At 40.7% G+C, this 13,033-nt stretch carries 8 protein-coding genes; 5 read left to right on the top strand and 3 right to left on the bottom strand.

Annotation, left to right across the window (positions count from 1 at the left end; genetic code table 11):
- Window positions 1-670 precede the first annotated feature (670 nt).
- The gene (locus tag QUB80_RS07630) at window positions 671-1,504 is read left to right on the top strand and encodes a DUF4114 domain-containing protein (protein WP_289788904.1); all 834 of its coding nucleotides are present in this window, start codon (window positions 671-673) and stop codon (window positions 1,502-1,504) included.
- Window positions 1,505-1,552: 48 nt separating this feature from the next.
- The gene (gene polA, locus QUB80_RS07635) at window positions 1,553-4,516 is read left to right on the top strand and encodes a DNA polymerase I (protein WP_289788905.1); all 2,964 of its coding nucleotides are present in this window, start codon (window positions 1,553-1,555) and stop codon (window positions 4,514-4,516) included.
- Window positions 4,517-4,524: 8 nt separating this feature from the next.
- On the opposite strand, the gene QUB80_RS07640 is transcribed toward polA, so the two are convergent.
- The 3 genes from QUB80_RS07640 to QUB80_RS07650 form a co-directional block, all read right to left on the bottom strand.
- Window positions 4,525-6,297: a serine/threonine-protein kinase gene (locus tag QUB80_RS07640; RefSeq protein ID WP_289788906.1), complete on the bottom strand. Its 1,773-nt coding sequence runs from the start codon at window positions 6,295-6,297 to the stop codon at window positions 4,525-4,527.
- 571 nt (window positions 6,298-6,868) lie between these two features.
- The gene (locus QUB80_RS07645; protein ID WP_289788907.1) at window positions 6,869-7,480 is read right to left on the bottom strand and encodes a PEP-CTERM sorting domain-containing protein; all 612 of its coding nucleotides are present in this window, start codon (window positions 7,478-7,480) and stop codon (window positions 6,869-6,871) included.
- Between the two features lie 1,200 nt (window positions 7,481-8,680).
- Window positions 8,681-10,249, bottom strand: coding sequence for a YcjF family protein (locus QUB80_RS07650; RefSeq protein ID WP_289788908.1), 1,569 nt, complete (start codon window positions 10,247-10,249; stop codon window positions 8,681-8,683).
- A 218-nt stretch (window positions 10,250-10,467) separates the two neighbouring features.
- On the opposite strand from QUB80_RS07650, the gene QUB80_RS07655 reads away from it, so the two are divergent.
- From QUB80_RS07655 to QUB80_RS07665, 3 genes are all read left to right on the top strand, one after another.
- Window positions 10,468-10,992 carry a DUF937 domain-containing protein gene (locus QUB80_RS07655; protein WP_289788909.1) on the top strand — a complete coding sequence of 175 codons (525 nt, stop codon included), beginning with the start codon at window positions 10,468-10,470 and terminating at the stop codon, window positions 10,990-10,992.
- Window positions 10,993-11,352: 360 nt separating this feature from the next.
- The gene (locus QUB80_RS07660; protein WP_289788910.1) at window positions 11,353-12,228 is read left to right on the top strand and encodes an SDR family oxidoreductase; all 876 of its coding nucleotides are present in this window, start codon (window positions 11,353-11,355) and stop codon (window positions 12,226-12,228) included.
- 2 nt (window positions 12,229-12,230) lie between these two features.
- Window positions 12,231-12,875, top strand: a complete 645-nt coding sequence (locus tag QUB80_RS07665; protein WP_289788911.1) for a cysteine hydrolase family protein — start codon at window positions 12,231-12,233, stop codon at window positions 12,873-12,875.
- Window positions 12,876-13,033: the final 158 nt, after the last annotated feature.

The following is a 13,033-nucleotide window of genomic DNA, read 5'->3' on the forward strand; positions in this document are numbered from 1 at the left end:
ATAAAGTTCCAGCTAAGAGGTTATCAGGTTAGACAAGAAAATAGGAGTAGAGTCTGGTGAATTAACCTCATGAGAAAATAGCGAACAGGTTAGATCAGCCCCGTCTTGTAAGCGTAGATCGGTGAGCAGTGCGTCGGGTAGCTGCCAAAGGTAGCAACTGCTTACTCCCACTCTACGAGAAGGGCTACGCCCAACGAAGAACTCGTAGAGTACCCGAAGAGTTCCCCGTAAGAGTCTACGAACTCCCGTACTCCCACTCTACGAGAAGGGCTACGCCCAACGGAGAACCCGTAGGGTAGCTGAAGGAAGATTTTGGGAGAAGCTCTTTAACAGAGAGTAGGGTAGCGTTACAAGGAACAGAGAAGAGAAATTTTTATACTTTATTGTGAATTTTAAGTTCTTGGGTATCTAACTAAAAAAGATGACTTATATTTTGTCGTAGTTATTACTCTTGACAAATTAATGATAATTATAAACTAGAAAATTAACGTATAAATATTTTTTACTAAATCCAAGTAATTACTGAACAACTACATAAATATTAAAGAGTCCACCAAAACGGATTTTGAATATAGACAATTCTCCAAAAACTAAGATATCAATTAAATTAATTAAGCCTCATTGCTTAATCAAGTTTTCAGATTTTTAGTACAGATAAGAAAGCAATTATATGTTGAAAAAAACTTTGACAGGATTAATTTTTGCAACTACTGCTTTAACTGGATTTTTGTTTCAAGTAAACTCTGCATCTGCTGCTGGTTTTACATGGGATAATTCATGGCAGCAACCAACAATACAAGGCAAACAAGTCACTGGTTTTAATGACACTCCTTTCCAGCAATATGTGCAAGCAGAAAGAGTTGCCCTGCCAAATAGCGGACAATTTCAATTAGATCCTAGTAAGTTATTCATGAAATACAGTCATGATGTTAATGTTTATTTCATTAACGAAGGTGCTGGTTATAGAAACCAATTAGCTTATCAAGCAACGGGGAATACAAACAAATCTGGGCTAGTATTTAATGACATTGCTTGTAGTGGCTCTGGGTGTGTGGGTAACTGGGGTGGTGATACATTAAAGCTTGGCGATGGAGTCAATCTTGGCAATGTTGCAGGAGGCACTCTATTGGATTTTTGGTTAAGAGCTGATGGATTAAATCGTGGTAACTCTGCCAATATTTTTGGGACTAAAACTTCCTCAAATGCAGATGGATTGCAGCACGTGGTTGCCTATGCTGTCGGTAATTACATTTTGATGGGTTTTGAGGATCTGTATGGCGCTTTGGGTGCTACAGGAAAAGATCCGAAGACTGGCAGAACAAATGAAGCTTCTGATCGTGACTTTAATGATGTTATTGTCGTTCTTGATATTGGTGCCGATAACGTTAAAGCATTAACATCTGTTCCTGAACCGACAGTCACTTTATCAGTGTTGGGTGTGGGAGCATTAGGTATGCTAAAACTACGTCGTCGTCGTCAAAATCAAGTAGAAAAATCATCGTAACCTCAAATTAACTCTGACACGACGGAAGCAGCTGGTTACAATAAGGCTATGTCCCAAACAACACCTCCAAACCACTTGGCTTCCGCTTTTTCCAACCCAACACGCCCCACGTTCATCCTGATTGATGGACACTCTCTAGCGTTTCGTTCTTACTACGCTTTTGCTAAAGGAAGAGACGGCGGGCTGAGAACTAAGACGGGGATTCCTACTAGTGTATGTTACGGCTTTCTGAAATCTCTTTTGGAGGTAATGGCAAACCAACAGCCACAAGCAATAGCAGTGGCGTTTGATTTGGGTTTGCCTACCTTTCGCCACGAAGCTGACGATACCTATAAAGCCGATCGCCCTGGCACGCCAGAAGACTTTATTCCTGATTTAAAAAATCTCCACGAGTTGTTGGATGGGCTGAATCTGAAAATTCTGACAGCTCCTGGCTATGAAGCAGATGATATATTGGGGACTTTAGCACAAAAAGCTACTGTTGCTGGTTATAAGGTTAAGATTCTGACAGGTGATCGCGACTTATTTCAACTTATCGATTCTGAGAAAGAAATTAGTGTTCTGTATTTTAGTCCGGAAGCTCTGAAGCGTTCCACAACTACAAATGGTATTACTGAGTTTGGACGAGAGCAAGTACAAGAAAAACTCGGCGTTTTACCTTCACAAATTGTCGATTTTAAAGCCCTTTGTGGTGATAAGTCAGATAATATTCCCGGTGTGAAGGGGATAGGCGAAAAAACTGCTGTACAGCTACTTAATACCTATGGTTCTCTAGAGAAAATATATGCTTCTTTACCTGAAATTAAAGGTGCAATTAAGCAAAAATTAGAAGTCGGTAAACAAGATGCCGAAAAGTCAAAGTATTTGGCGGCAATTGTACTTGATGTTCCTCTAGAAGTGAATTTAGAAGAGTGTCGATTAAAAGGGTTTGATAGCAGTGTTTTAGCACCTATTTTAGAAAAGCTAGAATTTAAGATTTTTTTAGGTAAGATTAACGAACTACAACAAAAATTTGGTGGCACTGTTGCACAAATATTTTCTCCCACAACAGAAGAGATAACCGAGATTCAAGAAGAAAATCAAGATAATGATTTGTGGTTTTTTAGTGCTGGTGATACAGCATTAGCTCAACAACAACCACAATCTAGTGCCGCTATCAAACCACGTATTATTGATACAAAAGCCAAATTAACTGAATTAATAAATCAATTACAGCAATTTACTAACCCTAATGTACCTGTTGCTTGGGATACTGAAACTAGCGATTTAGAACCACGGGATGCTGAGTTAGTAGGGATTGGCTGCTGTTGGGGAACCCAGCCAGATGAAGTAGCTTACATTCCTATAGGGCATAAGACTGGCGAAAATCTAGCTCAAGATATTGTGCTACAAGCACTACGTTCAATTCTCGAAAATGCTAATTATCCCAAAGCTTTGCAAAATGCCAAGTTTGACCGCTTGATTCTGCACTGTCAAGGAATTAACTTAGCAAGGGTAGTATTTGATCCCATGCTTGCAAGTTATCTTCTTAATCCTGATGGTAGCCACAATTTGAGTGATTTAGCTCAAAAATATTTGGGATTGACAGCAAAAAGCTATGTAGATTTAGTACCTAAAAATAAAACAATCGCTGACATAGATATTCCAACTGTTGCTGACTACTGCGGTATGGATGTTTATGCGACATTTCAATTAGTGCCGAAATTACGTGCAGAACTAGAGAAAGTTCCAGCTTTACATAAGTTATTAGTGGAAGTAGAACAACCACTAGAGCCTGTTTTGGCGGATATGGAATATCAGGGAATCCGCATCAATACAGAGTATTTGCAAGAACTTTCGCAGCAGATAGAAAGAGATTTAGCGAAGTTAGAACAGCAAGCTTATGATATTGCAGCAGAAAAATTCAATTTGGGTTCTCCTAAACAATTGAGTCAGATATTGTTTGAGAAATTAAAGCTAAGTACCAAACATTCTCGAAAAATACAAACGGGATATTCTACCGACGCAGCTACACTGGAAAAATTAAGAGAAGTTGATACAACTGGTATTATTGATGCCATTATTGAGTATCGCACTTTGGCTAAATTGAAGTCTACTTATGTTGATGCATTGCCATCATTGGTGCGTCCTGATACTCAGCGAGTACATACAGATTTTAATCAAACAACTACATCGACTGGCAGATTATCTTCTTCTAATCCTAATTTACAAAATATCCCGATTCGTACTGCTTTTAGTCGTCAAATTCGTAAGGCATTTATCCCAGAGCCAGGGTGGTTGATGGTGGCTGCTGATTATTCGCAAATTGAATTAAGAATACTGGCACATTTGAGTCAAGAACCAGTATTAATCGAGGCTTATCAAAAGAATGAAGATATTCACACAGTAACGGCACGACTGATGTTTGAAAAAGAAGATATAACTTCAGAAGAACGCCGGATAGCAAAAACTATTAACTTTGGTGTGATTTATGGCATGGGTTCATTAAAATTTTCGCGTTCTACTGGTGTGGATAAAGCACTGGCTAACGAATTTATTCAGCGATTTAGTAAACGTTATTCTCAGATTTTTGAATATTTAGAAGGATTGAAAAAACAAGCGATCGCTCAAGGTTATGTAGAAACAATTCTCGGACGTCGGCGTTATTTTGAGTTTACCAGTAATAGCCTGCGTAATTTAAAAGGCAGTAAACCAGAAGATATTGATTTGAGTAAATTAAAGAATTTAGGTGCCTACGATGCGGGTTTATTGCGCTCTGCTGCCAATGCCCCAATTCAAGGCTCTAGCGCCGATATTATTAAAATTGCTATGATCAGGCTGCATGAAATTCTGCAAAATTATCAGGCGCGGTTATTGTTACAAGTTCATGATGAATTGGTGTTTGAAGTTCCTCCTGATGAGTGGGAAGAATTACAACCACAAATCAAGTCGGTGATGGAAAATGCTGTACAGTTGCGCGTACCTTTAGTAGTAGATGTGCGCGCAGGTGAAAACTGGATGGAGACGAAATAATCGGCAAGTTATAAACGTGTTTGTAGTTGAGTATTTACCTCTTGCAATTCGCTTTCAGGATCGAAAGATTGTAGATTTGTGTTTGTACGACTGCGATTAACTACCTCCTTAATTTTATCGGTGCTAAGTATTTTTGATTGAGCTAGCTTTTGAGCTTCAGCTTGGAGGTGTTGCTTGTGAGTATACTCAATTAACTTAAGTTGAGCGGTTGCATACACCGACGTATTTTTGGGAATTTGTTGAAGATATTTGATCGCAGCTTCAAATTTGCTTACTGCTGCTTGACGATATGCTTGTTGTAGTAAGAAAACTGCCCTCACTTGTTGTTTTTGGTTATACTCAGCTAACTTCTGTTGTACTAAGGTGTTAGCAGAGGATTCTTGAGGAACTTGGCGTAAGTAAGTTAAAGCGGTATTAAAATCTTTGACTGATGCTTTTTGGTAAGCTTTTGTTAATAATTTATGGGTTTGTGCCTCGATTTTAACTTTTGCTTGATCAACTATTTTGTCTGTTTTTGTTTGCCAATACAAATTATCAGGAACTTGAGATGCCGCATTCAGTGCATCTACCCATCTTCCTTCATGCAAAGCTTTTTCAGCTGTTAAATAATTTTCAGCAGCCGTTTGCCACTGGTTTTGCCATTTTTCGATGGTGGCTTGAGCCTCTGGATAGACATTACTGCTTGAAGGAATCTTTTTCGCTAGAGCGATCGCTTCCTCTAAATCTCCTGCTTGATATGCTTTTGTTGCTTCATATAAAGTATCTGTTTCTGAGTGAACAGGAGAATTATTGACTAAAGCATATACCCCAAAACCCATAGCCAACGAATTTACGACTAATCCAACTTTCATACCCGTTAGTAGAGATGATTTGGAGGATTTACAATTTTTATCATTTTCGGTTTTGGCTGGGTTCGGCAATACAGTACTCTGCCCATTACCTGTTGATATTTGTTTGAGTGCTTGTAGTACTTCAGTTGTTGATTGAAAACGAGCTTGGTAATTGTGGCGGATCATTTGACTGAGGATGGCAGCGAGGCGATCGCTAACTGAAATCTGCTCAGAACGCCAAATCATTTCGTTGCTACGAGGATCTGTTTTTAATTGCAATGGAGAAAGCCCCGTCAAAGCTTGGATTGCAATCATACCCAAAGCATAAATATCACTGTTAGGTTGTGTTTGACCAATAAATTGTTCTGGCGGAATATACCCTAATGAGGTAACGGGAAATTTATCAATAGGCAATACTGCATCTGAGCCACAATCAATCGTCTGGATAGAACCAAAGTCGATTAAAACTAACTTGCCATCACAAGCACGCCTAATTAAATTATCTGGCTTAATGTCGCAGTGAATAACTCCTTGAGAATGAACGAATTGCAGAATACCTAGCACATCTTGTAATAATTCAATAACTTCACTTTCACTCCAGGAATAACCCAGACGTTGGTGAATTGGTAATTCTGCCGTTAGAGCGTGTCCTTCAATAAACTCTTGTACTAGGTAAAAACGCTGTTTTTCCTGAAAGCAGGTAATCAGTTTGGGAATTTGCTTGTGTTTTCCCAGATGCTTGAGAGTTTCAGTTTCACTGAGAAAGTATAACCTCTGAGTTTGTAAGTACTCAGGTTGAGAACTCGAAACCTTAAGCTGCTTGATTACACATTTATGTTGTTCATGTACGAGATCTATAGCAATGTATGTTTGCCCAAAAACACCTGCATCAAGGGTTTGCACAATTTGGTAACGTCCTTGCAGAACTTTACCAATCATGTGATTAGTCATAATCGCTGCTTAATTGCATACTTGTTATTTATTTTTTCGGATAATATCTGCTACTTCCGGAATTGTTATGTAACAAGTAGTAGAAAGCACTTGATTGCTTAGTTGATATTGACAAAGCCTTTATTGTACCTTAATAGTTAGAAGTTTGAAGCTACACTTAGACGCCCTCTGGCGGCTACTTTCGTTTATCCACTACTCTACGAGAAGGCGCTCTGCATCGACGTGTCTACCGTAGTGTATAAAGCCTGCCTATACGGGCTATGCAAAAAAATGTTGAACTAGTTGATTTCGTATCAAATCAAGTCCGGCTAATCACTTACGATTAAAATCTCTCTGCGTCTCTCCTTCTGGGTGTCCCCCTTAGGGTACTTACGGGAACACTAAGGGCGTACGGAAGTGATACCTCTGGCACGTCTTTTGGACGCTAATAATAAGTCTTTGAATGGACATGATATCACCTTTGTCTACCAAAAAAATAAAAGGGTTCTCTTTTGTTTACTGAGAACCCCTTTGTAGATATCGGCATCTAACAACGTGAGTTCAATGCTGACATATTTGAAAACTATCTTGTTTAGGAAGCTTTTTGCTGCTTACGCTTCATCCACAACCCCATAGCACCAGCAACTGCTGTACCGGCAATAGTAAAGGGTTCAGGTACAGGCTCACTTTTACCAGAGACAATAGCAATACTTCCAAAAGAACCGTCAAATGGGTTGTAATCTTGGAACCCACCCTGGATCTTACCCTCTCCTTTAAATCCTGGTGGAAAGATTACAGAAAGAACTGAGAATGATGGAGGAGGAGTAAAATCGGCTTCTGTAAAGCGAAGTGCATTTGTTTGTACGAAAGCGGAGTTGTTAGGAATCGATTTGGAGAATTTTTTCACAAAATTATTAGAAGAGTCAAATAAACTCACTTCCCAGTTCTGCAAAAACACTCCGGGGCCATTATCTGGTAGTTTATCCGTATCTACTTCATAAGTTCCTTTAAAAGAACCACCTCCCAAGAGCGTAGGTAATCCAACTGAACCTGTGACAGCTTCGGGAGCAAACTGCCCAGAGATGTTGAATGCTGTGATGCTTGCAGCATTTGCGGGGGCAGTTCCCACAGCACTAAGCATAGTAGCGCCAAGGGCTGCGGTGGCAGCGAGCTGAGATAACTTTTTTGATGTTGCGTTAAGCATGAGTTTTGTTTTTCCAACAGTCAAAGACAAAAATCGAGAAGGTTTTTTGCAAAATTTCGTAAAAGCTACATTTGTGTTAGGTACTTTTAGCTGCTGCTGTAGAGAAACGCTTGATAGCATCTCTACACTGATTAAAATCGACTACAAGCATGAGAAAGATTAGTCGCTTTTAACTACAGTGAGCTTTCCCACTTCGGACATTAATATCCGGGCAGCTTTTGTATATTTGCAAAAAGTCTAGTGATTGCGACATTTCTGTATAACAGCAATGCTCACGCTCACAAACTTGTATCAGTTTTTGTGTGAAGTCTGTAAATATTTGGCAGTGATTAGCTATCACTACGCATCTTTAATGTATAGATTCAAGCCTATTTACATAGGTTTTTCCACTTTACATCTTTATCTTAATCCCAGAGTACTGAGATTAAGTTCTGTTTTTTACAGCTAATTCACAAGTTTTAATAGTGGCAATATTACTGAAGAATGGCAACAATGTTTGTAACTTTTTAATCTAAGTTTTAGATTTAAATATTAAGTATTGTTACAAAAAATCTAGGAAGCCACTAACCCAAGATGCAAGTCTTAATGGCTAAAATTCAAGGGCGCGATCGCATTGCTCAAATCTTGCACCTCGCCCTAAAGTCAGTTTTAACTGACTGAAATATATATTCAGTAAGCTTTAGCTTACAGTAGCTGTGCAGTCCAGAAATCTATTTATTGATGGACGAAGAAGTTAGTGCAAGTCTCAAATTATAAAATTTCCATTGCTCAGGAGTTTACTATGACCACAACACGTACTCAGGAAATGGGAGTTGTTACCACTACTAAGTAGAACGACTTGAAAAAACCAAACTAAGTGAAGTAATGTAAAAATGTTGGCATCCAGTTCGTAGTGTGGACTTCAGTCCTTATTGGAGGACTAAAGTCCACACTACAAACCTTTAATTATTTACCTTGTTCTACTGATCACCGTCTCAAATTTGGTTGATGAAATGTTGGCAGAACGAGGATTTATTCCTAAAGAACAGATTCGCTCTTAATTCCTCTGGAAGAATTAGGATTGCAACCAGATCTGATGAATCAACAATTGATTGTCCTTCCAGAGACAGGCAAAGATACTTATCATTTAATTTTGTAAGCTTAAATCTCTAGATGAGCGATCGCCCACTTGCTGGATAGCCTCTTAAAAAATCTTAGGATTTAATCCCCAGTTTCTAATCTGTTTTGTCGCTCTTGTTCAACTATTTCGGCTCTCTGTGTTATGGGCTTTACTACCCGTGCGATCGCTTCCTGAACAAATGCCTTAATAAATTCGTCGCGGCGATTGAGCTGAAACTGACGCTGAACAACTTCTGTCATGCCACCATCGCCCCAATCTTGATCGTTACGAAAATACTCAATAAAACTTTTTCCGGCAATGCGTGTCAGATATGCTGCTGTTACACCTTGGATTGCCCTGCCAATAACAAAAGTACCGACATTCAATTGCAAAGCGGTAGAAAGTAACTGAATTGCACCTTTAACAATTCCTAAACCAGCAATTGTTTTTGCCAGAGAAAGCGCTAGTTCGCGCCCGCGTTCCATATTTAGTTCACAACCGTAGACTCTGCCAAGTTCCACTACCATTTGGGCATTGACAGCAGCAGTTGCTAGCAAATCTACTACTGGTAATGGAGTCACTGACACCACACCAGCACCGATCCATTGATACCTGTCTACAATTTTGTCAGCTTGACGGCGACGTTGAGCATCGATGAGTTTCCGCGCTTCTTCTCCTAAGCGTAGGGATTGCAGAAGAATATTATCTGCGACTAAATCTTCACCTTCTGCTCGCAAAATTGCTGCCATCCGTCGGAGTAATGGTAAAATTTCTGGCTCAGGCTGGAAGATTTCCCCATTTTCTAATTGTGCAGATTGGGGATTAGCAGCGATCGCTACCACATCACCAGGAGCAATAAATCCCCGCACCCGTTGTCGCAATCGTGCCAAGATTACTTCTTTATCTTCTTCTGTATATAAATCAGTCTTATTTAGGATCAGTACAGAACGCTTGCCGATTTCTGCCAATGCTCGCAATGGTTCATACTCCGATCGCCGTAAGTCATTATCCACCACAAACAACAGCAAATCTGCTTCTGTTGCCAGTTCTCTTGCTAGTTGTTCTCTCTCGGTTCCCGCTACCCCCGCTTCTAAAATCCCCGGCGTATCGGTAATTAAAATTTTCCGTTCTAAACCTTTCAACCGCAGACAATAAGTTTCACCTGCCTGGGTTGTTCCCATCGGCGCATCTACTCTGCCCACCATGCGTCCCATAATCGCATTTACCAAGGAGGTTTTGCCAGCACTGCCTGTGCCAAATACGACGACTTGAATTTCACCACGTGCCAAGTTCGCTTCAATTTCTCGCGATTTACTTAGTAATGCTTGGCGTGTCACTTCATCTTGAATTTGCGATACCTGTTGCCTTACAGCTTCTAAGGTAGAAGAAGCTGCTTCTGATTTAGCAGCAGGAATTTGCACTTGCCTAATTCTTCTGTTTCGGCGTCGGGAACGCTGCTCGCCTTCCCGAATAATCACAAAGTAATAAATAAAGGTGGCTATTAATGCTCCAATCAGGACAATTAGCAAAAACAGCAATAAATTCCCCAACAACGGAGAACTCCAGGTTAACTGCCCATAAAGCCGAGTTAGGGAATCAATCAACCATAGACTGAGTCCTAAAATGACGATCAGCCCAACGATGAGTGTGATGATGCGCGACAGAGGCATGGTGGCAAATGCTAGTGGAACTATTTACGCACATGCTTCTAATCTTAATAGTTCCAGTGTTTTTCAACAGAGTTAGAGAAAAACTTGTGTTGACGCGATCGCTCTACCAATTGCTAGAGGCATTATTTGAATAAAACACCTTATTTTTTTTATAGCCGTATTAGCCAGCACTAAAAATTTGGTTTTGTTGGCATGAGTAAAAAGGGAGAAACAAGCTTATGAAGCTTTTTGAGCAAATTATCAATGCAATTGACAATCCCAATCAGCAAGGCAGTACCAGTCAGCTGGGGGATATTCTCAATACTGTACAGCAATTGAGTAATAATACTGGTACAAATCCATCTACCATGCAATCTGCTTTGGGTATTTTGGGTGGTTACGTGCGATCGGCTTTACGAGAAAAGCAAGCTAACTATGGCAATCAAGAAGCACAAGCTGTAGTCAATCAATATAGCGGCACCTCCCCTAATCCCCAAGCCGTAGCCAGCTTATTCTCGCCGATGATGCAACAGCAAGTGGCACAAGCGATCGCCCAACGTACGGGGATGAATGCAAGTATGATTCAACAATTACTGCCGTTGTTGGTTCCCTTAGTACTAAATTTTTTGCGAACTGGTGCAAATGCCCAAAATCCTCAAACTGGCGGCAATTCTGTGTTAAATTCCTTTCTTGATGCCGATGGCGATGGTGATGTAGATATAGCTGATGCTATGCAAACGGCTCTGCGGTATTTGGGCAGATAATTGATAATTGGTAGTTGGTTGTAGGTTGGAATAATTACTAAACAAAAACAACCAACACCTTCAGTTCCTCCAAACTCTCATTGAGAGTTTTTAGAAGTCACTGATAAATTTACGTGTTGGCGATCGCATTTGTTGGAATGGACAATCTCTATAATCTTAAGAGCGAAATAATCAGGGAGATTGTTGGTAATCAGACATTTGTGGACTATTGGGCGTCTCTTAATTTCCAAAGAGAATTGATAGTAACAATAGCAGTAATATTATCAGAGTATTAAATATACAGCAGTTTGCGAGTAAATGAGGTACAGTGTCTAAGTTTAAAAGCTAGGTATTAAAGCTGCTTTTACTAGAGAACCATTTATGACTATTCTCATCACTGGGGCAACTGGAAATATTGGTGGCGAAGTTGTCAACCATCTCGTTCAGCAGAAATTGCCGCTCCGAGCGTTAGTGCGCGATCGCCATAAAGCTTCCCAGCTTGAAGCACAAGGCATCGAACTGGCGCTGGGAGATTTCAGTCAACCGGATACTCTGGATGCAGCACTCCAAGGAATCGAAAAGGCATTTCTTGTCATGCCCAATCATCCCCATCAAGTTGATTTGGAATCAAATTTTATTGATGCAGCTCAAAAAGCAGGAGTTCGACACGTTGTGAAACTATCTGTCATGGGCGCGGGTGAGTTGCCAAGTACGTTCCAGACGTGGCATCGACAGATCGAAGAACATCTTGAAGATTCTGGCATGAGTTGGACGCATCTGCGCCCCAATATGCTGATGCAAAATATGCGCTGGTTTACTCAAACGATTGCCCAGAATGGAGCCTTTTACAATTGCGTTGGCAACACCAAAATCTCTCACGTTGATGCGCGGGATGTGGCTGAGGTGGCTGCAATTTGTCTAGCCGAAACAGGAAATGAAAATAAAAGCTATGTTCTGACTGGAGGAAAAGCGATTACATTTGATGAAATCGCTGCTATTTTTGCCAAAGCACTAGGTAGAGCGGTGAGTTATGTCGATCTTCCCCCCGCAGATCTCAAAGCCGCACGGCTGACAAATGGAGAGCCAGAGTGGTATTTAGATGCCGAATTGGAATTATTTACTTGTTGGAAACAGGGTGCAGGTACGGCAGTGACTCAGGCGATTCCAGATCTCACACACCATTCAGCCACAACTTACGAAGCGTTTGCTCAATACTATGCTCAAACCCGCGCCCAAGATTTCTTTTCAGGGAGTTAATCATGCAAACTGCCTTTGGACTTAATATTCCCACGATACTAGAGGATGTTTGCCATCCTCAGAAAATGGCGCTTCTGGTTTACGATATGCAGGTAGGTATCGCACAACAGTTGCCCGATGGTGCAGCGTTTATTCAACAGGTAAAGAACGTCGTTGATGCAGCCCGAACTCATCAAATGCGAGTTTTCTTCTCACGTCACACCACATTGCCCAAGCAAGTAGCAGGGGTTTCGCAACTGAAAAGCGCTATGGCATTGCAGCAAGTTACGAATGTTGCAGAGGTTCAGCCTAACTTCTTGCCCGATTCAACCTCTCATGCAATTGTTCCTGAATTATCACCGCTCTCATCGGAAGTTGCATTTGATAAACTCACCATGTCAGCCTTTGTTGGCTCATACCTCGATTTAGCTTTACGCGATGCCCGCATTGAAGCGGTTGCGATTATTGGTGCAGTGCTAGAGTTTGGTATCGAACCTACTGTGCGTCATGCGGCAGATCTTGGCTATGTTCCGGTACTAATCAAGGATGCGTGCTATTCTTTTTCTGAGCAGAGTCGGAAGCGATCACTAGAAAATCTTCAATCAATTGGTTTAACAACAGACGTTGAGACGTTTAATAAAACGCTAAATAAATTGCACAAAGCATAGCACACAGACGCAGTATAACAACGCAGTGGAGCGGAAATATCACCCTTTTGAGTGCCTTGTTGGCATTGCCATGGCTTTTTTGGCAGGATTGGAATTATAAGATGAGAAGTTCGCAGGAAGAAGGTAGACAAGCAGGGTAAGATAACAACGGTGCAGAG

Origin of the sequence: Chlorogloeopsis sp. ULAP01 (genome assembly GCF_030381805.1) — a bacterium.
In the GTDB taxonomy this organism is placed as follows: Bacteria; Cyanobacteriota; Cyanobacteriia; order Cyanobacteriales; family Nostocaceae; genus Chlorogloeopsis.

Coding starts and splice junctions, on each gene's coding strand:
- QUB80_RS07645 (WP_289788907.1), bottom strand. CDS start 7,480: ATGCTTAACGCAACATCAAAAAAGTTATCTCAGCTCGCTGCCACCGCA.
- QUB80_RS07650 (WP_289788908.1), bottom strand. CDS start 10,249: ATGCCTCTGTCGCGCATCATCACACTCATCGTTGGGCTGATCGTCATT.
- QUB80_RS07655 (WP_289788909.1), top strand. CDS start 10,468: ATGAAGCTTTTTGAGCAAATTATCAATGCAATTGACAATCCCAATCAG.
- polA (WP_289788905.1), top strand. CDS start 1,553: ATGTCCCAAACAACACCTCCAAACCACTTGGCTTCCGCTTTTTCCAAC.
- QUB80_RS07665 (WP_289788911.1), top strand. CDS start 12,231: ATGCAAACTGCCTTTGGACTTAATATTCCCACGATACTAGAGGATGTT.
- QUB80_RS07630 (WP_289788904.1), top strand. CDS start 671: ATGTTGAAAAAAACTTTGACAGGATTAATTTTTGCAACTACTGCTTTA.
- QUB80_RS07640 (WP_289788906.1), bottom strand. CDS start 6,297: ATGACTAATCACATGATTGGTAAAGTTCTGCAAGGACGTTACCAAATT.
- QUB80_RS07660 (WP_289788910.1), top strand. CDS start 11,353: ATGACTATTCTCATCACTGGGGCAACTGGAAATATTGGTGGCGAAGTT.